Origin of the sequence: Buttiauxella sp. BIGb0552, from assembly GCF_004366275.1 — a bacterium.
In the GTDB taxonomy this organism is placed as follows: domain Bacteria; phylum Pseudomonadota; class Gammaproteobacteria; order Enterobacterales; family Enterobacteriaceae; genus Buttiauxella; species Buttiauxella gaviniae.
Genome location: NZ_SODY01000002.1, coordinates 314076 through 338073 on the forward strand (window position 1 = coordinate 314076; position 23998 = coordinate 338073).

General features: G+C 50.4%; 17 protein-coding genes. 7 read left to right on the top strand and 10 right to left on the bottom strand.

What is annotated here, in order from left to right; all coding sequences use genetic code 11:
- Positions 1-204 precede the first annotated feature (204 nt).
- The 5 genes from serS to lrp form a co-directional block, all read right to left on the bottom strand.
- The gene (gene serS, locus EDF88_RS06265) at positions 205-1497 is read right to left on the bottom strand and encodes a serine--tRNA ligase (RefSeq protein WP_064517484.1); all 1293 of its coding nucleotides are present in this window, start codon (positions 1495-1497) and stop codon (positions 205-207) included.
- 93 nt (positions 1498-1590) lie between these two features.
- Complete coding sequence (locus EDF88_RS06270; protein ID WP_064517481.1) at positions 1591-2934, bottom strand: replication-associated recombination protein A; 1344 nt, start codon at positions 2932-2934, stop codon at positions 1591-1593.
- Between the two features lie 8 nt (positions 2935-2942).
- Positions 2943-3554, bottom strand: coding sequence for an outer membrane lipoprotein chaperone LolA (lolA, locus tag EDF88_RS06275; RefSeq protein ID WP_064517684.1), 612 nt, complete (start codon positions 3552-3554; stop codon positions 2943-2945).
- Positions 3555-3717: 163 nt separating this feature from the next.
- Positions 3718-7479, bottom strand: a complete 3762-nt coding sequence (locus EDF88_RS06280; RefSeq protein WP_134183580.1) for a DNA translocase FtsK 4TM domain-containing protein — start codon at positions 7477-7479, stop codon at positions 3718-3720.
- A gap of 121 nt (positions 7480-7600) precedes the next feature.
- The gene (gene lrp / locus EDF88_RS06285) at positions 7601-8095 is read right to left on the bottom strand and encodes a leucine-responsive transcriptional regulator Lrp (protein WP_000228469.1); all 495 of its coding nucleotides are present in this window, start codon (positions 8093-8095) and stop codon (positions 7601-7603) included.
- 490 nt (positions 8096-8585) lie between these two features.
- Between lrp and trxB the strand changes: the two genes are divergently transcribed.
- From trxB to infA, 5 genes are all read left to right on the top strand, one after another.
- The gene (trxB, locus tag EDF88_RS06290; protein ID WP_064517474.1) at positions 8586-9554 is read left to right on the top strand and encodes a thioredoxin-disulfide reductase; all 969 of its coding nucleotides are present in this window, start codon (positions 8586-8588) and stop codon (positions 9552-9554) included.
- Between the two features lie 130 nt (positions 9555-9684).
- The gene (cydD, locus tag EDF88_RS06295; RefSeq protein ID WP_134183582.1) at positions 9685-11451 is read left to right on the top strand and encodes a cysteine/glutathione ABC transporter permease/ATP-binding protein CydD; all 1767 of its coding nucleotides are present in this window, start codon (positions 9685-9687) and stop codon (positions 11449-11451) included.
- Entirely contained in the window at positions 11451-13172 is a 1722-nt protein-coding gene (gene cydC, locus EDF88_RS06300) for a cysteine/glutathione ABC transporter ATP-binding protein/permease CydC (RefSeq protein ID WP_134183584.1), read from the top strand. Before cydD ends, cydC begins: the two co-directional genes overlap by 1 nt.
- Before the next feature lie 178 nt (positions 13173-13350).
- Positions 13351-14043: a leucyl/phenylalanyl-tRNA--protein transferase gene (gene aat / locus EDF88_RS06305; protein WP_064517465.1), complete on the top strand. Its 693-nt coding sequence runs from the start codon at positions 13351-13353 to the stop codon at positions 14041-14043.
- A gap of 291 nt (positions 14044-14334) precedes the next feature.
- Positions 14335-14553 carry a translation initiation factor IF-1 gene (gene infA / locus EDF88_RS06310; protein WP_002211347.1) on the top strand — a complete coding sequence of 73 codons (219 nt, stop codon included), beginning with the start codon at positions 14335-14337 and terminating at the stop codon, positions 14551-14553.
- Positions 14554-14667: 114 nt separating this feature from the next.
- On the opposite strand, the gene clpA is transcribed toward infA, so the two are convergent.
- Together clpA and clpS are read right to left on the bottom strand one after the other, a co-directional pair.
- Entirely contained in the window at positions 14668-16941 is a 2274-nt protein-coding gene (clpA, locus tag EDF88_RS06315; protein ID WP_064517462.1) for an ATP-dependent Clp protease ATP-binding subunit ClpA, read from the bottom strand.
- A 27-nt stretch (positions 16942-16968) separates the two neighbouring features.
- Positions 16969-17289 (bottom strand): ATP-dependent Clp protease adapter ClpS, encoded by a 321-nt coding sequence (clpS, locus tag EDF88_RS06320; RefSeq protein WP_034456405.1) that lies wholly within the window; start codon positions 17287-17289, stop codon positions 16969-16971.
- Positions 17290-17612: 323 nt separating this feature from the next.
- Between clpS and cspD the strand changes: the two genes are divergently transcribed.
- Positions 17613-17837: a cold shock-like protein CspD gene (gene cspD / locus EDF88_RS06325; RefSeq protein ID WP_034456407.1), complete on the top strand. Its 225-nt coding sequence runs from the start codon at positions 17613-17615 to the stop codon at positions 17835-17837.
- Positions 17838-17926: 89 nt separating this feature from the next.
- Here the strand turns inward: cspD and macB are convergent, their stop codons facing one another.
- Together macB and macA are read right to left on the bottom strand one after the other, a co-directional pair.
- A complete protein-coding gene (gene macB / locus EDF88_RS06330; RefSeq protein ID WP_064557480.1) occupies positions 17927-19873 on the bottom strand; it encodes a macrolide ABC transporter ATP-binding protein/permease MacB in 1947 nt (648 codons plus the stop codon).
- Positions 19870-20985: a macrolide transporter subunit MacA gene (gene macA / locus EDF88_RS06335; protein WP_134183586.1), complete on the bottom strand. Its 1116-nt coding sequence runs from the start codon at positions 20983-20985 to the stop codon at positions 19870-19872. Before macA ends, macB begins: the two co-directional genes overlap by 4 nt.
- A 141-nt stretch (positions 20986-21126) precedes the next feature.
- On the opposite strand from macA, the gene EDF88_RS06340 reads away from it, so the two are divergent.
- On the top strand, positions 21127-22077 hold the full coding sequence (locus EDF88_RS06340; protein WP_134183588.1) for a VirK/YbjX family protein: 951 nt from the start codon (positions 21127-21129) through the stop codon (positions 22075-22077).
- A 12-nt stretch (positions 22078-22089) separates the two neighbouring features.
- Here EDF88_RS06340 and EDF88_RS06345 read toward each other — a convergent pair whose 3' ends face one another.
- A complete protein-coding gene (locus EDF88_RS06345; RefSeq protein ID WP_134183590.1) occupies positions 22090-23745 on the bottom strand; it encodes an ATP-dependent endonuclease in 1656 nt (551 codons plus the stop codon).
- Positions 23746-23998 lie beyond the last annotated feature (253 nt).

Sequence of the window (23998 nt, forward strand, 5' to 3'; positions counted from 1 at the left end):
TAATCTGAAACCATCAATTGATAAGGACGCCGAATGAATTGTATTAATAATCACCACTCTCTTTCTGGGAGAGATAATACTCATATAGGGGTATTTGTTATTGTCTGGTGTCAATAAAGGCAGATTATCTATGGGAATGAGAATATTTACGGCATAAAAAAAGCGCCCGCAGGCGCTTTTAAGCAATTAAATAGCACTAATACATTAGCCGATGTACTCAAGCCCTTTCATGTAAGGACGCAGCACTTCCGGAACTTCGATACGACCATCTGCTTGCTGGTAGTTTTCAAGTACCGCAACCAGTGTACGACCTACAGCCAGACCAGAACCGTTCAGGGTATGCACCAAACGAGTTTTCTTATCTGATTTGCTGCGGCAGCGAGCCTGCAAACGACGCGCCTGGAAATCTCCGCAGTTGGAGCAAGAGGAGATTTCACGGTAAGTATCCTGCCCAGGCAACCACACTTCCAGATCATAAGTTTTGACCGCGCCAAAGCCCATATCACCAGAACACAACAAAACTTTGCGGTATGGCAGATTCAATAACTCCAGCACTTTCTCCGCGTGGCTGGTCAACTCTTCCAGTGCTTCCATAGAGTCTTCCGGACGCACAATCTGCACCATCTCAACTTTATCGAACTGGTGCTGACGGATAAGACCACGCGTGTCACGACCGTAAGTACCCGCTTCAGAACGGAAGCATGGGGTATGTGCGGTCATTTTCAGCGGCAGAGCATCTTCATCGAGAATTTCATCACGCACCAAGTTGGTCAACGGCACTTCTGCGGTTGGGATCAACGCGTAGTTGCTTGCATCAGCTTCTTCTTCCAGCGGACGAGTATGGAACAAGTCACCAGCAAATTTAGGCAATTGGCCTGTACCATAAAGCGTGTCGTGGTTTACGAGATACGGAACATAGTTCTCAATATAACCATGCTGCTCAGTATGCAGGTCAAGCATGAACTGGCTCAGGGCGCGGTGCAGACGAGCAATTTGCCCTTGCATCACAACAAAACGAGCACCGGTCAGTTTAACAGCAGATGCGAAATCCAGACCTTTAGCCATTTCGCCCAGCGTCACGTGGTCACGCACTTCAAAATCGAATTTACGCGGCTCACCCCAGCGGCAGATTTCAACGTTTTCGCTGTCATCTTTACCCATCGGCACGCAATCGTCCGGGATATTAGGCAACGTCAGCGCGATGTCGCGGATCTCTGCAAGCAGGATATCAAGTTCAGTTTTCGCTGCATCCAGCTCTTCACCCAACTGGTTGACTTGCAAACGCAACGGCTCGATATCTTCTCCACGCGCTTTCGCCTGGCCAATGGATTTCGATCGCGAGTTACGTTCAGCTTGCAGATTTTCAGTTTTCACCTGCAATACTTTACGACGCTCTTCTAAAGAGCGCAGCGTTTCTACATCCAGCTTGAAGCCTCGGCGTGCCAGTTTTTCAGCGACTGCGTCTGGCTCTGTACGCAGTAGATTGGGATCGAGCATGCTTATCCTGTGCTTATCGAATTAAATGAAGGGGATGCGGCCACAGATTGCAACCACAGTGATAGTTTTCCTAACCTTACCGCAACGTCTGCTTTAGCGGTAGCGTTTTGTCGGGCTATTTTGATCCTGTTCAGCAAGCCAGGCCAGCTTTTCGCCAATCTTGCCTTCAAGACCTCTGTTTGTCGGCCGATAATAGCGCGTTTGTGCCATTTCCTGCGGGAAGTAGACCTCGCCGGAAGCATAGGCATTGGTTTCGTCGTGAGCATAACGATACTCCTGACCGTACCCCATCTCTTTCATCAGCTTGGTTGGTGCATTGCGAAGATGGACAGGAACGTCATAATCCGGGCGTTCACGGGCATCCGCCATGGCCGCCTTGAATGCTGTATAAACCGCATTACTTTTCGGCGCACAGGCCAGATAAACAATTGCCTGAGCGATAGCACGCTCACCTTCGGCAGGGCCTACGCGGGTAAAGCAATCCCAGGCAGAAATAGCGACCTGCATGCCACGAGGGTCAGCATTACCGACATCTTCCGAGGCAATCGCCAGCAAACGGCGAGCGACATATAAAGGGTCGCCACCCGCGGTGATAATACGCGCATACCAGTACAGAGCTGCATCAGGTGAAGAACCCCGCACCGACTTGTGTAAGGCGGAGATAAGATCGTAAAAACGGTCGCCTTTATTATCAAATCGCGCACTGCGTTCACCAGCAATTTCGGTCAAAAGCGCAATTTGTAGAACGCGGTTGCCGCTCGCATCGGTTTCAGCCATATCAGCCATCATTTCCAGCGTGTTCAATGCACGCCGGGCATCACCGTTGACCAGTTCTGCAATAGCAAGACGCGTGTCATCGGGCAGGACAATGTTTTGCCCGCCATACCCACGCGCAGAATCGCTCATCGCCTGGCTCAAGACTTTTTCAATGTCTTCAGTGGTCAGCGATTTAAGCAAATAAACGCGTGCACGCGAAAGCAGTGCTGAGTTCAGTTCAAATGACGGGTTTTCTGTGGTTGCGCCGATAAACGTAATCGTGCCGTCTTCAATGTGCGGCAAAAAAGCATCTTGCTGGCTTTTGTTGAAGCGATGGACTTCGTCGACAAATAGAATCGTTCGCCGCCCCGCGTTGCGATTCTGGCGCGCACGCTCTATGGCTTCGCGGATTTCTTTGACGCCTGAAGTGACAGCCGAAATGCGTTCTACATCGGCGTCAGCATAGTGAGCAATCACTTCAGCAAGCGTAGTTTTGCCCGTACCTGGAGGTCCCCATAAAATCATCGAATGGAGATGCCCCGCTTCGATTGCTTTAGGAAGCGGTTTGCCTGGAGCGAGCAGATGTTGTTGGCCGATGTATTGCGCGAGGTTCTCTGGCCGCATACGCGCAGCCAGAGGTTTGAAGGTATTCTCAGAAAAATCGAGCGACAGGTTGCTCACTCATACCTCTACTTACGTTGGTCGTCCACCGTCACGCCAGCAGGCGGGGTAAACGTAAACTTGCTCATATCAACCGCACCATTTTGCTGGGTTTTCAGCGCATAGCTGCTGCGTTGATCGTCTTGCTCAATCGCGCTGAATTGATGGATAGTGCCATCGCTTCCGACATTAATAGTGAATTGCTTGAGATTGCCGGCGCTGGTTTTTGGAGTCAGTACAAAATCATCACCGCTTTGTTTAATGTTGTATTGCTGCCAGTCACTGCTCTGGTTGCGCGCAATCAACATAAACGGTGTATTACCGGTGGCATCTTTCAGCCAGGTCGCACTGACTTGCTCAACAAACGGGTTGTAGAACCACAATGTTTTGCCGTCAGAGACCAGAATACTTTCATCAGGTTGAGTCATGTGCCAGTTAAAAAGGTTTGGACGTTTAACCCACAAATCCCCCTGGCCTTCCTGAACAGCCGCGCCACTACCATCGGTCACTTTCTGCGTGAAGCTGGCGTGGAAGCTGCTGACCTTATCCAGACGCGTTTTCAGGTCGCCTGCGGCATCAGCCCAGGCAGCGGTTGCGGTAAGAGCGGTCAACAAAGCACAAGTAATAGCGATTTTTTTCATTATGATCCCTTTAAATACACGCACCACAAAACGAATACACAGTGGCATTTCTGCTGCCCACTCTAGTCGAGAGCCATTCTGTAGCAACAGAAGAATAAGCTGATTTTCCGGTAATTTACCCATCTTTGCAAAAGAGTCTCAATCACTACTCTTTTGCACAGGGTTACTCAAATGGCGGTGGCGCAAGCACTTCGCGGTTACCATTATGCCCCTGTGGACTCACGATACCCTGCGCTTCCATCTGCTCAACAATTCGCGCCGCACGGTTATAACCAATGCGGAACTGGCGCTGAACACCAGAAATTGAAGCTTTACGCTTTTCAACCACAAACGCGACAGCCTGATCAAATAACGGGTCGAGTTCTTCATCACCGTCAAGACCGCCACCTGCACCGCCTTCACTTTCGGTATCTGAAGTAATACCGGTGATATATTGTGGGCGGCCACGTGCTTTCCAGTCCTGAACAACTGCATGCACTTCCTGATCACGAACAAACGCACCATGCACACGCACTGGCAGCGTAGAGTTTGGCCCGGAATAGAGCATATCGCCCATCCCCAGCAGTGACTCAGCACCGGCCTGGTCAAGAATAGTGCGGGAGTCAATTTTGCTCGACACGGTAAACGCCACACGCGTAGGAATATTGGCCTTAATCAAGCCGGTAATCACGTCTACAGATGGGCGCTGAGTAGCCAGCACTAAGTGAATACCCGCAGCACGCGCTTTCTGCGCCAAACGAGCGATCAACTCTTCCACTTTCTTGCCGACCGTCATCATCAGGTCGGCAAACTCATCTACCAGCACGACGATATACGGCAGTTTCTCAAGCATTGGATGAGAAACTTCCATGCTGTCGCCCGGCTTCCAGAATGGATCTGGGATTGGGCGACCCATAAGTTCAGCTTCCAGCACGCGTTCGTTATAACCCGCCAGATTTCGCACGCCTAGCGCGGACATCAGCTTGTAACGACGTTCCATTTCGTTAACGCTCCAGCGCAATGCATTGGCAGCATCTTTCATATCTGTTACGACTTCAGTTAACAGATGTGGAATGCCTTCATACACTGACAACTCAAGCATTTTCGGGTCGATCATAATAAAGCGCACTTCGTCAGGTGTGGCTTTATACAACATGCTGAGGATCATGGCATTAACGCCAACGGACTTACCGGAACCGGTCGTACCAGCTACCAGCAAGTGAGGCATTTTTGCAAGATCGGCAATCACCGGCTCGCCGCCGATGTCTTTGCCCAACACCACTGTTAGCGGCGAAGTACTTTCACGGAATTTGGCACAATCGAGCACTTCGCGTAGGTAAACGGTCTGGCGCTTTTTGTTTGGTAATTCCAGGCCCACGTATGGTTTACCCGGAATAACCTCTACAACACGCACCGCGACAGTCGACAACGAACGCGCCAGGTCACGAGACAGGTTAGAAATACGTGCAGCTTTAACTCCCGGCGCTAAATCAAGTTCAAAGCGCGTGATTACAGGGCCTGGAGAGTAATCCACCACATCGGCTTTAATACGATAATCCGCAAGACGAGCTTCAACCAGACGCGCCATTTGCTCAAGAGCAAAGGTATCTACTGGCTCAATTTCCGCAGGTGGAGACGTCAGCAAGTCCAGAGATGGCAACGGCGTGGTTGGGCGCTGCAACGGACGGTCATCACCATTACGCATCAAGAAAGGATGGATCAAACTCTCTTTGAATGACGGGGCGGTAACTGGTGCAGGTGTCGGTTGTTGTTGGACATGCGGCTGCGGAACAGCCTGCCAATTTTGCGATTGCTGCACAGGAACCGGTTCTTCAACGTGACCCGGCGTAAACAATGGCTCACTAGGTCCATCGTTCACTAACGTTTTCATTGGCGAGAAATCAAAATCATCCAATGAGAACGGAACATTATTTGGCTGTTGTTGATTCGGTTGCTGCTGGGGTGCTGAATAACGCTGTTGCTGTTGTGCAGCGAACTGGCGCGCTAATTCAACCTGCTCAGCCTCATCTTCGTCTTGCTGCAAAGAGTCGTCTTCATACTCTTCGCCGTAACGCTGTTGTTGCTGGGCTGCAAACTGGCGAGCAAGTTCATGCTGTTCCATTTCTTCGGCATCGTCAGCATAGTCTTCTTCAATATCCATACCATTCTGGCGACGCGCTTCTTCTTCAGCCATACGCTGCGACGGTAACTTAATTCCGTAAGAGGCGAGTTCACGACGTGTCGGCACACGTACACGATTTGGACGTGGTAACTGAGGGCCAATCCCCTCTTTAATCTGAGGGCGCGGCGCATCGCTGGCAATGCTGAATACCGGACTAAAGGCAGCCACAGCACTCGCAACTTTTGCCGCATCTTTGACACTTTGAGGAACAGATGGAGCCGCTACAACAGGAATCTCAGGCAAAACGCCAGAGAAGCCCTGAGGAATAGCTGTCGCTTCAAAGCGTGAAGAATCGGTTACAGACGTTGAGGCAAAAGCAGGAGAGCTGTCATAACCGTAAGGATCAGGTTTTGGCTCATTAACCGGTTGATACCAGGCAGCTAGTTGTTCACGCTCACGAGCACGTTTCGCTTCGACTTCTTCAAAATGATAGAGAGGCGGGCGAACGGCCGGTTTTATCTCTTCAACCGGCTCAGGCTCAACAATTGGTTGCGCTGGGGTTGGATCATAATAAATTGGCTGAACCGGAGCTTGTTCAACAACAGGCTGCACCATTTCTGGCTCTGACCAATGGCTGGTCACCTGTTGAGGGTTGTATTGTTCCGCGGAGCGAGGCGCTTGATAACTTTCAGGTGTCGGCGCAAGCACAGGCTCAGGTGTTACCGTAGTCGGTGCCGACTGCCAGGCAATAGCCGGAGTCTCTACTACTTCCGGCGCAGGCGTAGCAACAGGAGATACGGTACCTGTCGGCATCACCGGGGCGGCGTAAGCTGGGTTCGCCATAGCGGCCGCAGCAGCGACTGGCGCAACGATAGACTGCCCGTGTAATAACGGATCGTACTCATCGCTTTCCGGCAGCGTTGCTTTATTACCAGAGAACAGTACGTCATCTTCCGGCTGAGTGGCTTTGTTGGACGAGAACAGAACATCATCCTCGGCATCATCCATACGCTTACCAGAAAACAGCGCTGAATCTGTTTTGCGTGCGTTTGGATTAGCGAATTTTTCTGAGATGCGTTGCTTGCGGGCCAGTGCGCCACGCAAAATACGCGCACGACGAGACTCACGCTTTTCTACTGCTGGCGCGTGTTCGTCATCATTTTCTTCTTCGTCGCCGTAATCATCGTCCTGCCAGGTGTTATCCCGACGAGTGCGGTTGCTGGCAAACGTCAGCACGCTTAAAGTCGCGCTACCAATTTTCTCAGCGATCCCGACCCAAGACCAACCAGTAAACAACGTTAACCCTGCCGCCCACACGCACAACAGTGCAATAGTGCCGCCACTGCTGTTAAGCAATGGCATCATTGCTGTACTCAGCAAGCTACCAATTACCCCACCGGAGGCAAAATACCAAATATCATCGGCGTTAATTGCAGCAAGGCCGCAGGCGGTAAGAACCATAGCCAACACGCCTATCAGGCGTAAGGAAACGGCAAAATAATCAATAAACTCTTCGTTATCCCGATTGCGGAAAGTAAACCAACACGCACCGATAATGATAACCGGGATGGTGTAGGCCATTACGCCAAAAATAAACAGCAGTGTATCGGCCAACCACGCACCTGGCATCCCACCTAAATTATGGATAGGTTCATGCCATGCGGTTTGTGACCAACTGGGATCGGAAGGATTAAAACTGAGCAACGCCACCATCAAATAGACGGCAAAAATGGCAACAAGGAGCAGTAAGGCTTCTAATGCCCGACGCCCGCTGCTGAGTTTCCTCAATGTAACTTCTTTTTCTTCGGTGTATTCCTGGCTCAAGTAAGACTCTCCAGGTCCTTAATAACTATGGAGAGCAACAGTGCCGGGCATTCCCGGCACTGTTGCTGTATGAATTACCAGGAGTGTAACCAAAATACGCAGATTTTGCACCTGGCCCGTGTTAACGGGTCTTAATAACCAGACGATTGCTCTGTTTGACCTCTTCCATGACCACATAGGTACGGGTATCGTTCACACCCGGCAGTCGCAACAAGGTTTCGCCTAGTAATTTGCGGTACGCTGACATATCAGGTACGCGGGTTTTCAACAGGTAGTCGAAATCACCGGATACCAAATGACATTCTTGAATTTCTTCAAGTTTTTGAACAGCGGCGTTAAATTGCTCAAACACATCTGGTGCGCCACGATTCAGAGTAATCTCAACAAAAACCAGAAGTGATGCATCCAGATAATGCGGGTTCAGCAGAGCTGTGTAGCCCTGAATGAAACCCTGTCGTTCCAGGCGACGCACGCGCTCAAGGCACGGAGTCGGTGAAAGCCCTACTCGCTTCGAAAGCTCGACGTTGGAAATACGTCCATCCTTCTGCAGCTCGTTTAGAATGTTACGATCGATGCGGTCGAGATCTTTGCCAGGGCGCTTCTTACTATCTACCATTATTATTGTCTCTCTGTGTTCCTTCCTTCACCTGCCATAACCCGGGCAACGTCAATGTTCCGAGTGTACGTGAGAAGACCGGTGCCCAATGGCCGCCATCGACATCACTTATGGCGTCTGTCCACGCCATGAGTAGATTTCAATAACCCGGTAAAATTGCATCAGGTATGCGTGATTATTTTGCAGCTCTCATACCAAATGTTTTTCTTCCTCGAATGTTTTCGCAAATGCTTAGCGGATTGTCAAAGCAAAACATCGAAATTTAGTGGAACGTGCCATATATCCGGGACAGTTGACGATTATTCATCACTTTACCTGCGTGACTAATTACCCTGTTCAGATGGATTTTTATGCGCTTTCAGTGAATTGTTCTACGGCTGATTGAGTACAGCTATTGCACATATAGTTAACAAAATCGCTGCACCCTTTTTTTACCCCGCCAAATTCCCTACAATCCCTCGATTGTCTGCCAACGAACAATGAGGATCTCATGGGCACCGCTAAACACAGTAAATTGCTAATTCTTGGCTCCGGCCCTGCGGGCTACACCGCAGCAGTCTACGCGGCGCGCGCCAACCTCAAGCCCGTTTTAATTACCGGGATGGAAAAAGGTGGCCAATTGACCACTACGACTGAAGTCGAGAACTGGCCGGGTGATCCAAATGACCTGACTGGCCCAGCTCTGATGGAGCGCATGCACGAGCACGCAACCAAATTTGAAACCGAAATTCTGTTTGATCACATCTCTAAAGTTGATCTTCAGAATCGTCCATTCCGACTGACGGGTGACAGCGGTGAATACACCTGTGATGCATTGATCATCGCAACCGGCGCCTCAGCACGTTACCTGGGTCTGCCTTCAGAAGAGGCATTTAAAGGCCGTGGTGTTTCTGCCTGTGCTACCTGTGATGGTTTCTTCTATCGCAATCAAAAAGTGGCGGTCATCGGTGGTGGTAACACCGCAGTTGAAGAAGCGCTTTATCTGGCAAACATTGCCTCTGAAGTGCATTTAATTCACCGCCGTGACAGCTTCCGGGCTGAGAAAATCCTGATTAATCGACTGATGGATAAGGTGAAGAACGGCAATATCGTACTTCACACTAACCGCACGCTGGATGAAGTAACTGGCGATCAAATGGGTGTTAGTGGTTTGCGTCTGCGCGATGCGCATAATACTGACCAGACGGAAGAGTTAGAAGTTGCGGGTCTGTTTGTTGCTATCGGTCACAGCCCGAACACTGGGATTTTTGACGGTCAGCTAGAGTTGGAGAATGGTTACATCAAAGTGCAGTCCGGTATCCACGGTAATGCCACGCAAACCAGCATCCCTGGTGTATTTGCAGCTGGTGATGTTATGGACCATATCTACCGCCAGGCAATTACCTCTGCAGGCACAGGATGTATGGCTGCATTAGATGCTGAGCGTTACCTGGACGGACTCGCTGAACAGAATAAGTAACTCTCGTAACCCATAGCGACAGTTTGAAGATACGTAAAGGCGACTGAATAAGTCGCCTTTCTTTTGCCTGCGTTGTAACATTGCCCGCAAATTTTGCCTGATAATTCATCATTTACCTGCACTGGCAACCATGAATAAAACCCGTCAACAAGAACTTAGCCGCTGGCTAAAAACACAAAGCATTATCTCGCGCCGCTGGCTGGGGCTTTCCCGTTTTTTGGGTTTGGTCAGTGGGCTGTTGATCGTTGCACAGGCCTGGATTTTAGCCAGGATGTTGCAGCATATGATTATGGAAAACATACCGCGTGAAGCTTTGCTTCTGTTGTTCGTTATCCTGATTCTGATTTTTGTATTACGAGCCTGGGTCGTATGGCTGCGTGAAAAGGTCGGTTTCTATGCCGGGCTGCACATTCGGCAGGAAATACGCCGTAAAGTGCTCGATCGCGTTCACGAAGCAGGGCCTGCCTGGATTCAGGGTAAACCTGTCGGCAGTTGGGCAACGATGGTTCTCGAACAGATTGAAGATATGCACGATTATTACGCCCGTTACCTGCCGCAAATGTCGCTTGCAGTGATGGTTCCGGTACTAATTTTAATCGTAATTTTCCCATTTAACTGGGTCGCCGCATTGATTTTGCTCTGCACCGCACCGCTAATCCCGCTGTTTATGGCGATGGTAGGTATGGGCGCTGCTGATGCGAACCGCCGTAACTTCCATGCGCTGGCTCGCCTTAGTGGCCATTTCCTTGACCGCCTTCGCGGCATGGAAACCTTGCGTTTGTTTAACCGAGGCCATGCAGAAACAGAGAATATCCGCGTTGCTTCGCAGGATTTCCGCCAGCGGACAATGGAAGTATTACGCCTTGCGTTCCTCTCCTCCGGCGTGCTGGAGTTTTTCGCCTCGCTGTCTATTGCCGTGGTCGCGGTTTACTTTGGTTTCTCCTACCTTGGCGAGCTGAACTTTGGCCATTATAGTACTGGCGTGACGCTGTTTGCGGGTTTCCTGGCGCTGATTCTGGCACCTGAATTTTTCCAGCCGCTACGCGACTTAGGCACTTTCTATCACGCTAAAGCACAAGCCGTGGGAGCAGCTGATAGTCTGATGACATTCCTCGATGCGCCATTGCAGGAACGTAAAAAAGGCAGTGCGCAATTTAATTGCAACGAGCCAATCTGCATTGAAGCGCGTGATTTAGTTATCCTGTCGACCGAAGAAAAAGTTCTTGCAGGGCCTCTGAATTTCACCCTTTCAGCCAACCAACGCGTCGTTTTGGTTGGGCAAAGTGGTGCTGGTAAAAGCTCACTGCTCAATGTGTTATCTGGTTTTTTACCTTATCAAGGGCACTTGCTAATCAACGGTGTTGAGCTTTCAGAGCTTGACCCTAAATGGTGGCGCGAACAACTCAGTTGGGTTGGGCAAAACCCACAACTTCCGGCTCTAACCATCCGTGAAAACGTGCTGTTGAGTGCTCCAGATGCGAGCTCTGAACAATTAGCTACTGCACTGGAAAAAGCCTCTATCAGCGAATTCCTGCCGTTGTTACCGCAAGGTATTGATACACCGCTTGGCGAAGCCGCAGCGCGCTTATCGGTCGGCCAGGCACAACGTGTTGCCGTAGCACGAGCCTTGCTGATGCCATGCGGATTGTTACTGCTGGATGAACCAGCCGCAAGCCTGGACGCTCACAGCGAGCAGCGAGTGATGGATGCTTTGAGTGACGCTTCCCGCCAACAAACGACGTTAATGGTAACGCACCAATTGGACTACATCAGCGACTGGGATGAAGTGTGGGTGATGCGTGAGGGTCGTATCGTGCAACAAGGAAATTACGCAACGCTTGCCTCTCAGGAAGGCCCGTTTGCTACGTTACTGGCTCATCGCCAGGAGGAGATTTAATGCGCGCTTTACTGCCCTATCTGGCGCTTTATTGCCGTCATAAATGGCTACTGACACTTGGCGTGGTGCTGGCGATTATCACACTGCTGGCAAGCATTGGGCTGCTTACGCTTTCAGGCTGGTTCCTCTCCGCGTCGGCTGTGGTCGGCGTTGCAGGTATTTATAGTTTTAACTATATGTTGCCTGCCGCGGGTGTACGTGGTGGCGCAATTACGCGTACCGCAGGGCGCTATTTTGAACGCTTAGTCAGCCACGATGCGACGTTCCGCGTGCTTCAGCATCTGCGCGTTTCCACTTTTAGCAAACTGCTTCCACTCTCCCCTGCTGGGCTTGCTCATTTTCGTCAGGGTGAATTGCTTAATCGCCTAGTTGCGGATGTCGACACCCTTGATCACCTTTACCTGCGCGTGATTTCGCCGATGGTCGGTGCATTTGTCGTCATTGCCGTTGTCACGTTTGGTTTGAGCTTCCTGGATGTGCAGTTAGCTCTAACGCTCGGCGGTGTTTTGCTTGCGACATTACTCATATTACCGCCCTTATTTTATTACGCGGGAAAATCAACCGGTGAGGCGATTACCGTCCAACGTGGACAATACCGTCAGCAACTCACAGCATGGCTACAGGGCCACGCAGAATTAACCATTTTTGGTGCTACCCAGCGCTATCGCCAGCAACTCGAAGCGACTGAAGACAGTTGGCAAGAAGCACAGCGCCGCCAGGCGGAGCTTACAGCTCTTTCACAAGCCGTTATGCTGCTTATCAGCGGTGTTGCCGTCATATTGATGCTGTGGATGGCTGCGGCTGGTGTAGGTGGAAATACAACACCTGGTGCGCTTATTGCGTTGTTTGTGTTCTGTGCCCTGGCCGCCTTTGAGGCACTGGCCCCGGTGACCGGAGCGTTTCAACATTTAGGTCAGGTTATCGCATCCGCGTTACGCGTAACTGAAATCACCAGTCAAAAACCAGAAGTCGTTTTCACCGAACAACCTCACTCCATCCCTGAAAGCGTAGCTTTGGATATTAACAACGTTAGCTTTGCCTATCCTGAACAGTCTCAAATGGCGTTGCGAGACATTTCTCTCAGAATCGAGGCTGGGCAACATGTCGCGATTCTCGGGCGCACAGGCTGTGGTAAATCAACGCTGCTTCAGTTGCTTACCCGTGCATGGGAACCACAACAAGGCGAGATCAATCTTAATGGCGAAGCGTTAAGCCAGTTTGATGAAACGGCTTTGCGTTCGGCTACTAGCGTCGTCTCTCAGCGAGTCCATCTATTTAGTGCCACGCTGCGCGACAACCTTTTGCTCGCTGCCCCCCAGGCAAGCGATGAACAACTGAGTCGTGCCCTGACGCGTGTAGGTCTTGAGAAGTTGTTAGACGACGCGGGCCTTAATAGCTGGCTTGGCGAAGGTGGCAGGCAGTTATCAGGTGGTGAGTTGCGCCGTCTGGCGATTGCCCGAGCCTTGCTGCATGATGCCCCGCTGTTTTTACTCGACGAGCCGACCGAAGGTTTAGATGCGGAAACTGAACGCCAGATACTTGATTTGCTGACTGAAGTGACTAAAGAAAAAACCGTGCTGATGGTGACGCATCGCCTGCGTGGGCTGGCCAATTTCGGCAGCATAATTGTGATGGATAACGGGCAAATTATTGAGCAAGGTAATCACCCGGATTTGATGGCCAGCGGTGGGCGTTATTATCATTTCCATCAGCGTTTGTAGTCTATGTAATGAATGCCATCCCAATAGGCGTTATTGTTGCAGTCAGTTTGAACAGGGACAGCGCGCAGGAACATTCTGAGCACAGCCTAGTTTCAAAATGGCAAATTAAATAGCCCTAATGGGATGAGCACTTAGTCTATTATCAATAATTATTGCTGTACTGCGGAGTTCACAAGTCATGCGCCTTATTCAGCTTTCCCGTGACTCAATCGCCTTCCCTTCACCGGAAGGCGCGTTGCGTGAACCTAATGGGTTACTGGCGCTCGGGGGCGATTTGAGCCCGGCTCGTTTGTTGATGGCTTACCAGCGGGGCATCTTTCCCTGGTTTTCACCAGGCGACCCTATTTTATGGTGGTCGCCAGACCCGCGCGCGGTGCTTTTCCCGGATCAGTTTCACCTGAGTCGCAGCATGAAGCGTTTCCACCGCAACTCCCCGTACCGAGTGACGCTGAACCACGCATTCGAGCGTGTTATCGCCGAGTGCGCAGACGATCGCGACGAAGGAACCTGGATTACACCTGAAATCATCGACGCCTATAAACGACTCCATGAACTGGGCCATGCTCATTCGATAGAAGTCTGGGAAGATAAAGAATTGGTGGGTGGAGTATATGGTGTAGCGCAAGGCTCTCTGTTTTGTGGAGAGTCAATGTTCAGTCGCCGGGAAAATGCATCAAAAACGGCGCTGCTGGTGTTCTGCCAACACTTTCTAAGTTATGGCGGCAAACTTATAGATTGCCAGGTACTTAATGCCCATACCGCATCGCTAGGAGCAATTGAAATTCCTCGCCGTGAATATCTGGAACATCTGTCCATATTTCGTCCACAACAACTTGCATCTTATTGTTGGGTGCCACAAATCCTGTCGTAACGATAATGTTTACGGCACATTACTGTTAAGAGTGTTATAATTAGCCCCGCAGAGTGAGCTCTGCTCATTACCCCGCCGCCGTTTGGGATTAGCTTTAACAGGGACAACCCATCGTTTATCTCTTCGCAGCCCTCATCCTAAGCGCCATTAGTGCAGCTTTTGAGTGGGTTTTGGGTAATGCGCAAATTGCACTTTCGCTGGTGATTTCACCAACAATTCTTTACATGATACGTGAACTTGGGCATTATCTTGCCGGTTCAAAACTATGGTAGTGATACCCTCGAGGATTAGATGGCCAAAGAAGACAATATTGAAATGCAGGGTACCGTACTTGATACGTTACCTAACACCATGTTCCGCGTTGAGCTGGAAAACGGGCACGTGGTTACCGCTCATATCTCCGGTAAAATGCGTAAAAACTATATCCGCATCCTGACGGGTGACAAAGTCACTGTAGAGCTGACCCCGTACGACCTGAGCAAAGGCCGCATTGTCTTCCGTAGTCGCTGATAGTTTTATTTAGCGCTGCGGCAACAACAGGCGGCGTGAACAATTAAGTACAAATTAGTAATAGAAAGGCCAGGTCGATGACCTGGCCTTTTTTTATTCCGTCATACGGATAAATTAATGAGCCGCTTCCGGTTTATGTTTCTGCGCACTATGGAAATTATAAATCAGTTTCTGATTCTCTTTATCCAGTGCCACAGATACCTGGCCCCCATCCACCAGTGAACCAAATAACAGTTCGTTAGCGAGTGGTTTTTTCAGGTTGTCCTGAATAACACGCGTCATTGGACGAGCGCCCATTGCACGGTCGTAGCCTTTTTCTGCCAGCCAATCGCGCGCTTCCTGGCTCACTTCCAGAGAGACACCTTTCTGATCCAACTGCACCTGTAGCTCAACAATAAACTTGTCGACAACCTGGTGGATCACATCGGTAGACAGATGGTTGAACCAAATAATGTTGTCCAGACGGTTACGGAATTCCGGGGTAAAGATCTTTTTGATCTCTTCCATTGCATCAGTGCTGTTGTCCTGACGAATCAGGCCAATAGACTTACGCTCGGTTTCACGCACACCGGCGTTGGTGGTCATCACCAGAATCACGTTACGGAAATCCGCTTTACGCCCGTTGTTATCTGTCAGCGTACCGTTATCCATCACCTGCAATAACAGGTTAAATACATCCGGGTGCGCTTTTTCGATTTCATCAAGCAACAACACAGAGTGAGGATGTTTAATGACCGCATCCGTCAGCAGGCCGCCCTGGTCGAAACCAACGTATCCTGGAGGTGCACCAATCAAACGGCTCACCGTATGGCGTTCCATGTATTCCGACATATCAAAGCGCAGCAGCTCAATACCAAGCGATTTCGCCAACTGAACGGTCACTTCGGTTTTACCGACACCCGTAGGCCCGGCAAACAGGAATGAACCCACTGGCTTATGATCATGCCCTAAACCGGCACGGCTCATTTTGATGGCTTCGGTTAACGCCTCAATGGCTTTATCCTGGCCAAACACCAGCATTTTCAGGCGATCGTCAAGGCTTCGCAGTGTGTCACGATCGCTTGCTGAAACACTCTTCTCCGGAATACGCGCAATACGGGCGACCACGGTTTCGATATCAGCAACATTGACCGTTTTCTTACGCTTGCTCACCGGCATCAGGCGGCTGCGAGCACCCGCTTCGTCGATAACGTCAATGGCTTTATCTGGCAAATGACGATCGTTGATATATTTCACCGCCAGTTCCACCGCGGCACGAATCGCTTTTGCGGTATAACGCACGTCGTGGTGCGCTTCGTACTTCGGTTTCAAGCCGTTAATAATCTGAACGGTTTCTTCAACGCTTGGCTCAGTAATATCAATTTTCTGGAAGCGACGCGCCAAAGCACGGTCTTTTTCGAAGATATTGCTGAACTCCTGATAAGTGGTAGAACCGATAACGCGGATCTTGCCACTCGAGAGCAGCGGCTTAATCAGGTTTGCGGCGTCAACCTGCCCACCCGATGCAGCACCCGCACCGATGATGGTATGAATCTCATCAATAAACAGGATGCTGTTCTGATCCTGCTCAAGCTGTTTAAGCAGCGCTTTGAAACGTTTTTCAAAGTCACCACGGTATTTTGTGCCCGCCAGCAGCGAACCGATATCCAGCGAGTAAATGGTGCAATCGGCAATCACTTCCGGAACATCGCCCTGCACAATACGCCAGGCAAGCCCTTCGGCAATCGCGGTTTTACCGACACCCGATTCACCCACTAACAGCGGGTTGTTTTTACGACGACGACACAGAACCTGAATGGCGCGCTCGAGCTCTTTATCGCGACCAATCAGCGGATCGATCCCTCCCACGCGTGCAAGCTGGTTGAGATTGGTGGTGAAGTTTTCCATACGTTCCTCCCCGCCTGCTTGCTCTTCATTGACCGGATTTTCTGCACCGGGTGCCTGATTAGGTTCGTCTTTACGTGTACCGTGAGAGATGAAGTTCACCACATCAAGGCGGCTGACTTCATGTTTACGCAGCAAGTACGCTGCCTGGGATTCCTGCTCGCTAAAGATAGCCACCAGCACGTTTGCGCCAGTCACTTCACTGCGACCAGAAGACTGGACGTGGAACACCGCACGTTGCAGCACGCGCTGGAAGCTAAGCGTAGGTTGAGTGTCACGCTCTTCTTCACTGGCTGGCAGAACCGGTGTGGTTTGTTCGATGAAGGCCTCGAGTTCCTGTCGCAGCGCCACCAGATCTACGCTACACGCTTCCAGCGCTTCACGAGCCGATGGGTTACTGAGCAAAGCCAGTAACAGATGCTCGACAGTCATAAACTCATGTCGGTGCTCGCGCGCTCTGGCGAAAGCCATGTTTAAACTGAGTTCCAGTTCTTGATTGAGCATAGGCACCTCCCCCAAATTTTGCCTTCTTCAGGCTTTTTCTAGCGTACACAGCAGCGGATGCTCATGCTCCCTTGCATACTGGTTCACTAACGCGACTTTGGTTTCCGCTACTTCTGCAGTAAAAATGCCACAGATAGCTTTACCCTGATAGTGCACAGTGAGCATCAATTGCGTCGCACGTTCTACATCATAAGAAAAGAACTTTTGCAGCACGTCAATAACAAATTCCATCGGCGTGTAGTCATCGTTCATTAACATTACTTTATACATGGAGGGTGGTTTAAGCGCTTCGCGCAGTTTATCACCCACTAGCTGGTCAAAATCCAACCAATCGTTCGTCTTACCCATTGCAAATCGTCATCATGTTAAATCGCCCGTTATCATTAAGGCGAAGCCCATAGGTTGAGTGTAATACGCTTTCAGTTAACGTGACTCATTGAGTTCAAAAGGGACAGTAAATCGTGATCGAGAGCTGTGTCACATTAATCACAATAGCGTTAACTGCTTCAAATTTTTGATTCATTTTCAATCGATCCCCCCCGTGCAACGCTTGACGACATGGTTAAATTATCTACATTGTACAAGCGTGAGTTGGCGAGGTTTTGAACAGCCCGCCCTCACCCACCGGTTCATTCCATCTCACTTATAAGATTTTCGAAGGATGTAGAAGCATGGAGACGGGTACAGTTAAATGGTTCAATAACGCCAAAGGGTTCGGTTTTATCTGCCCTGAAGGCGGCGGCGAAGATATCTTCGCTCATTACTCCACCATTCAGATGGATGGTTACAGAACGCTTAAAGCCGGGCAAACAGTCAGGTTTGATGTACATCAGGGGCCAAAAGGCAATCACGCTAGCTTGATTGTACCTCTGGAGCTCGAAGCCGCGGTCGCCTGACCTTTTGTTTCATTGTGTACATGCCTAAATCAAAATGCCAGCTTGTACGCTGGCATTTTTATAACCAAACGTAATACCTCAGATTAAAATCATTCACGCGCCAGCGCATCAATCGGGTTCAATCTTGCGGCATTTCTCGCTGGCAGCCAGCCAAAAATAATTCCCGTCGCAGTCGAACAGGCAAATGCGGTTAACAATGCCATCGGCGAGAAACCAATTTCCCAGCCCGGTAACACCAGTTGCAGCGTAAAGGCAATCAGCAGAGATAACGAAATCCCTAACGCACCGCCCACCAGACACACCAGCACCGCTTCAATCAGGAACTGCTGCAATACATCGCTGGCTCGTGCGCCAACCGCCATGCGAATACCAATCTCTTTGGTGCGTTCGGTTACCGACACCAGCATGATGTTCATCACGCCAATACCACCTACCAACAACGAAATGACCGCCACCAAAGTCAGGAACATCTGAAGAGTACGTGTGGTCTTTTCCGCCGTTTTCAATAGGCCGTCCATATTGTAGGTAAAGAAATCCTTCTTACCGTGACGTAACTGCAACAAACGATTGAGCTGCTGCTCAGCTTCATGGCTGTTGTAGCCTTCCTTGACGCGCACCGTGATAGAGTTGAGCCAGCTTTGCCCCATCACTCGCCCGGCCATGGTGTTATACGGCAGCCAGACACGCAGAATTTTACTGCTGCCAAACATCGACTGCTTCTCTTGCGCTACACCAATTACCGTCGCGGGCATATTCCCCACCAGCACGATTTCACCCACCACTTTGGCTTTATCGGGGAACAACTGACGTTTGGTGTTGCTGTCGAGCACCACCACCTGTGCGCGCCCTGCCAGCTGCTCTTCGTTAAAGGTGTTACCTTCACTGAAAGTCATGCCGTAGACGTTAAAATACTGGCTGCTGACACCGTTCACGCTGGCGGCAGCATCAACATTGCCATAACGTAAACGTAAGTTGCTTGAAAGCGCAGGTGTGGCTGAGCTGACCCACGGTTGCTGGCTTATTGCTGCCAGATCGTCATATTTCAGCGCCTGCTGATATTGCGGGTCATCGTCGCCAAAATCTTTACCAGGATAGATATCAATCGTATTGGTGCCTATCGAACGAATGTCCTGCAACACCATCTGCTTTGCCGCATCCCCGACAATCACAATCGACACCACCGAAGCGATGCCGATAATGATCCCAAGCATCGTCAACAGCGTGCGCATTTTGTTCGCCGCCAGCGCAAGCCAGGCCATGGTAAATGCTTCACGGAAACTACTTAGCGTTTGCTGAAATGCCGAGTTTACAGGCTGAGGTTTCACCTCTTTCGGCGCGCCTGCCTGTTGGACCACAGAAGGAGGATTGCTGATAATCTCCCCATCACGAATTTCGATAACACGCTGTGCTTGCGCGGCTATCGTCGGGTCATGGGTCACAATAATGACCGTATGCCCCTGCTCACGCAGTTGCTTGAGCGTCGCCATCACTTCTTCACCCGAATGGCTATCGAGTGCACCAGTTGGTTCATCAGCAAGAATAACTTGCCCGCCATTCATCAGCGCACGGGCGATACTGACGCGCTGCTGTTGTCCGCCTGAAAGCTGGGAAGGTAGGTAGTCAACGCGCTCAGCAAGCCCCAGACGCATCAGTAACGCTCGTGCGCGTTGCTGGCGATAAACCCGCGCCGTACCGGCATACACCGCTGGCACTTCGACGTTTTGGGTCGCATTAAGATGCGAGAGCAAATGGTAGCGCTGGAAGATAAAACCAAAGTGCTCACGGCGTAATGTGGCAAGTGCGTCGCTATCAAGCAGCGCGACATCCTGCCCGGCCACTGTGTAGCTGCCACTGCTGGGTTTATCGAGGCAACCAAGAATGTTCATCAGCGTGGATTTGCCAGAGCCTGATGCCCCGACAATCGCCACCATCTCACCGGCTTCAATAGTGATATTGATGCCCTTAAGCACTTCAACTTGTTCGTCTCCCGACGGATAGCTACGGCGAATATCCCGTAGCTCAAGCAGTGCTGTCATGGCGCACTCCCGGCGGTGCTTTTGCCGATCACAACTTCTTCACCTTCGGTGAGGCCTGTGGCAACCTGCGCCTGGGTATCGTTACGCATACCGAGGGTGATTTCGCGGTCACGGGTTTCACCATTACGTAAAACCGAAACTTTATAGCGGTTATCGCCAACCGGCTCGCCTAGTGCGGCAAGTGGAATGGTTAACACGTCTTTCACGCCACCAAGCTGAATATGCACCTGCGCCGTCATTTCCAGACGCAGCACACCTTTAGGGTTCGGGACTTCGAAACGGGCGTTATAAAAGATCGCGTCGTTGACCTTAACCGGCGTCGGCAAAATATCAATTAGCAGCCCTTCATAGCGCGTTAGCGGATCGCCAAGCACGGTAAACCACGCTTTTTGGCCGGGCTTCAGGTGAATCACGTCAGCTTCAGAAACCTGAGCTTTCACCAGCATTGTGCCGAGATCGGCAAGTGTCAGAATGTTCGGCGCTTGTTGAGCAGCAATCACCGTCTGACCTTGCTTAGTGGTGATTTCCGTCACTTCACCCGCCATTGGCGCCACTATTTGCGTGTAATCAAGGTTAGTTTTTGCCGTATCTAATGAGGCCTGATTACGTTTAATTTGCGCATCAATAGTGCCGATTTGTGCCTGCCTGACTTCCAGATCGGTCGCGGCGGTGTCCAAATCCTGTTGTGATATTGCCTGTGTTTTGGCCAGTGCCTGCTGGCGGCTTAACGTCACTTGCGCGAGTTTAGCCTGCGCCTGTGCCTGGCGACGCTGAGCACGCAGTTCCATTAACGTCGCTTCTACTTCTTTAATTTGGTTTTGTGCTTGTTCGGGATCGATAACTCCCAACAGCTGATCTTTCTTCACTTTATCGCCGATATTTACCGACAACGTTTTGAGCTGCCCACTCACCTGAGCACCCACGTCAACTTTACGCAAAGCATCGAGTTTACCCGTTGCCAGCACACTTTGTTGCAGCTCGCCTTTGCGCACAATCATGGTCTGATAAACCGGCGCTGGCGCATTCAGAAATTTCCAGAGCCAAATGACGAACAGCAATACCAACAGGCCCAGAAGCCAATAACGTTTTTTTATTTTTCCCTTGAATCTCATAGGTATCCTGCAAACTGACTGGCTAATTAAATAAAGTCTCAACAAAAACCGCGAGTCTACGGCTCTATGGCTACTGATTGAACATTCATTGAACTTAAGAGTGGTGAAATTACACCATTCTTTATCAACCAGGTTTCAATCATGTCGCCAATTACCGTAGACGAACTTATTTCAACACCGCAACTTAGTGGATGGCAGCTATTTCTTTGTCTGGCAAAGGGACAGTGGACGCCTGGTAGCGCGTGGAAAAATCCGGCTTACCGCCGCAAGTTTGTCCTGCGGTCGCTGGTAAATCCATGGGCTACGGCACGTTTACTGAGCGATTTATCTCATCAGCCCTGGCTTGAAAAACTGCTTAACGTGCAGCCTGGTTTACCCTGCCAAACCCATCGCCCTTATTTAACAACGAATTTTAACCGCAAGGCTGTGGCGAATGCATTGTCTTTCCACTACAACGAGCTAACCAATGCCTTGCCTGTAACCCTACTACAGCAGCACTTTTCAGAAAAAGGTGCCCACCTGGCAACCATAATGGGTAAAGATGAATGCTTCTACTACCTGAATTTTTGCGCCATCGCCAATCTCGACAAAGAAGGTGAAGCGACGTTGACTTTCACCCGTCAGGATGGGATTGCGCTTGCTGGATTAACCTTCACTTTGTGCCAGCATCAGGGCCAAAAGACACTGTTTATCGGCGGATTGCAGGGCGCCCAAAGCGACATACCCCATGAATATATCCAGGTCGCCACGAAAGCGTGTCACGGATTGTTCCCAAAACGCCTGGTTCTTGAAGCTGCCTGCCAACTTGCACGCCATTTGGGAGCGGAAAAAATCCTGGCGGTGAGCAACAGCTCGCATATCTATCGCTCATGGCGTTATGCGAAAAAGAAGAAAGATAAAATCCATGCTGATTACGACAGCTTCTGGCAATCAATGAGCGGTGAGTTATTGCCAGAAGGTTTCTTTAGCATGCCTTTGAGCGTGGCGCGCAAACCCCTTGAGGATATCGCCAGCAAAAAACGCGCGGAGTATCGCCGCCGCTACAGCTTGTTAGATGAGATGACAACGCATATTGAGCAGCAGTTTTATTAAGCAACTGCCGGGCTAATCAGCCCGGCCACGTGCCAGCCATAACACGCGTGAGAACATTTTTCGCAACAACGACGGCACGGCATCAACGCCACGCCTGCCCGCCTCCATCGCCACTTCAATAGCTAAATCAGGCTTAGAAGAACGGTGGATGGCTTTTACAATAATGCGCCGCATATTCATCGGCACGTTTTCCGGAAGCTGTGCCACACGGTGAAAAACATCAGCAAACCCCTGGCGGTACATAAAATGCTCCATGTCCATCGCAGGCAATGTCGTCAGATGGTCGCGTTCCTGATCACGATCATTTTCAAGAATGCCGCGCACCACAGACGCATATTTTTTGCCCGCTTCATCGCCATCAACCAGCACGTGCCATTCAATACCCATACGCCTCGCAAATTTAATCAATGGGCGCAGGCCAGACTGTGCAAACTCAATGACCTTCACCCCTTCGGCGTCAAAATGGTGCCCACACTGGCGCGCCAGTTCGTTCATCACCCACACCTCTGTTTCCCCTTCGACTAACAACCAGCAGCGAGCAAACAGTGATGAGGCCCGATTAAAACGGATGTGAAACGCAATGCGGCGGCTATCTTCAGCATTCATTCCGCCAGGACCGAGCCGCCAGGCGGCAACTTTCGAAGATTCACGCACCAGGCGACAGACATTCTCAACCGGGGTGAGTGATAACAATTCACCAGAATTGGTGGTGGTGATTTTTTGCAGCGGCAGCAGGTTTAATAAATGCCAGGCCACTGACAACATAATAGGGTGCAGTCGCGTTTCGGGATCTTCCACCAGCAACAGGGGCCGCGCGTCTTTATCCAGCGCTACGGTACCTTTTGCTTGCAGAAGTGTTGAAAACATTCCCAGTAATATCATGCGATGAGCACGACTATTGGGTTTGTCTATCATGCGGTTGATGACATCCAGATAACGCCAGCTTCGTTGCTCATCGTGCGAGCGACGTCGTAACAGGCGCTGATGTGCGGCAGCACCCTGCTCGGAAAAATAGTGTTCAAGCAATTGCACCATGGCCGACAACCCCTGGCGCAACTGTGCATCTGTGAGATTTTGCGGGCGAGACACCAGTTCACGAGCGAGGAAATCAAGCTGACGGGCCGTCATCTCAGTGTCTGGCATTACCGGGATGCTATCGTTGCGCAGGCGGCGCATAAATCGCGCATCACGTAAGCGTAACACGGGGTTAAGACGGATAATTTGCCGGGCAAGCGTATCAATATCATCAAGCTCAACGGAGTGGCCGTTGTTATCAAGGAAGCTGCGTAGCGTCAGAATTGTGCCATCTTCAGCAAGCTCACCGACCAGACGATACATGATGCGATGGAAGCCATCATTCCCTTCCACCCATACAGGCGCCAGAGAGCGGTAACGCCGTCCGAGATGATGACCAGGTGCTGTTTCCCGAAAGGTCAGCACAATATGTAAATGGTGTTCCCGGCCTTGTAAATCGCCCGGAGGGAAATAGAAATCGTCACGACCGAAGTGATAGAGATTTTCGTGCGGTGACAGCAACAAAGTGAGCGCATCCAGCAAGCTGGATTTACCCCATGCGTTTTCGCCAATCAACACGTTATTTTGCTCAAGCATTAACGATAGACGGTTAATACCCCTGAATCCGACAATTTCTACACGCTCGAGAAACATATTCCCTCCAGATTGGTTAATGCTTTCCTTTAGCTACACGCCACAGCCTGCATAGCTCGAGTATATACCCTTCCCCCTCTGGCGACAGGTTAGCCCATCGAGTTATTTGTGGCATAGCAGGATAGTATTAATTTTTCCATTTTTATTCGCTCCAAAAATAAACAAATAATTTTATTGCTATCACTTGTAATTCCACCAACTGATAAAAAGTGCGTTTAATACAAGACAATTCTTACTTTATTAAAAACTCTTC

Excerpts from the sequence above, each read along its gene's own strand:
- serS (WP_064517484.1), bottom strand. The coding sequence starts at position 1,497 with ATGCTCGATCCCAATCTACTGCGTACAGAGCCAGACGCAGTCGCTGAA.
- lolA (WP_064517684.1), bottom strand. The coding sequence starts at position 3,554 with ATGAAAAAAATCGCTATTACTTGTGCTTTGTTGACCGCTCTTACCGCA.
- lrp (WP_000228469.1), bottom strand. The coding sequence starts at position 8,095 with ATGGTAGATAGTAAGAAGCGCCCTGGCAAAGATCTCGACCGCATCGAT.
- trxB (WP_064517474.1), top strand. The coding sequence starts at position 8,586 with ATGGGCACCGCTAAACACAGTAAATTGCTAATTCTTGGCTCCGGCCCT.
- cydD (WP_134183582.1), top strand. The coding sequence starts at position 9,685 with ATGAATAAAACCCGTCAACAAGAACTTAGCCGCTGGCTAAAAACACAA.
- cydC (WP_134183584.1), top strand. The coding sequence starts at position 11,451 with ATGCGCGCTTTACTGCCCTATCTGGCGCTTTATTGCCGTCATAAATGG.
- aat (WP_064517465.1), top strand. The coding sequence starts at position 13,351 with ATGCGCCTTATTCAGCTTTCCCGTGACTCAATCGCCTTCCCTTCACCG.
- infA (WP_002211347.1), top strand. The coding sequence starts at position 14,335 with ATGGCCAAAGAAGACAATATTGAAATGCAGGGTACCGTACTTGATACG.
- clpA (WP_064517462.1), bottom strand. The coding sequence starts at position 16,941 with ATGCTCAATCAAGAACTGGAACTCAGTTTAAACATGGCTTTCGCCAGA.
- clpS (WP_034456405.1), bottom strand. The coding sequence starts at position 17,289 with ATGGGTAAGACGAACGATTGGTTGGATTTTGACCAGCTAGTGGGTGAT.
- cspD (WP_034456407.1), top strand. The coding sequence starts at position 17,613 with ATGGAGACGGGTACAGTTAAATGGTTCAATAACGCCAAAGGGTTCGGT.
- macB (WP_064557480.1), bottom strand. The coding sequence starts at position 19,873 with ATGACAGCACTGCTTGAGCTACGGGATATTCGCCGTAGCTATCCGTCG.
- macA (WP_134183586.1), bottom strand. The coding sequence starts at position 20,985 with ATGAGATTCAAGGGAAAAATAAAAAAACGTTATTGGCTTCTGGGCCTG.
- EDF88_RS06340 (WP_134183588.1), top strand. The coding sequence starts at position 21,127 with ATGTCGCCAATTACCGTAGACGAACTTATTTCAACACCGCAACTTAGT.
- EDF88_RS06345 (WP_134183590.1), bottom strand. The coding sequence starts at position 23,745 with ATGTTTCTCGAGCGTGTAGAAATTGTCGGATTCAGGGGTATTAACCGT.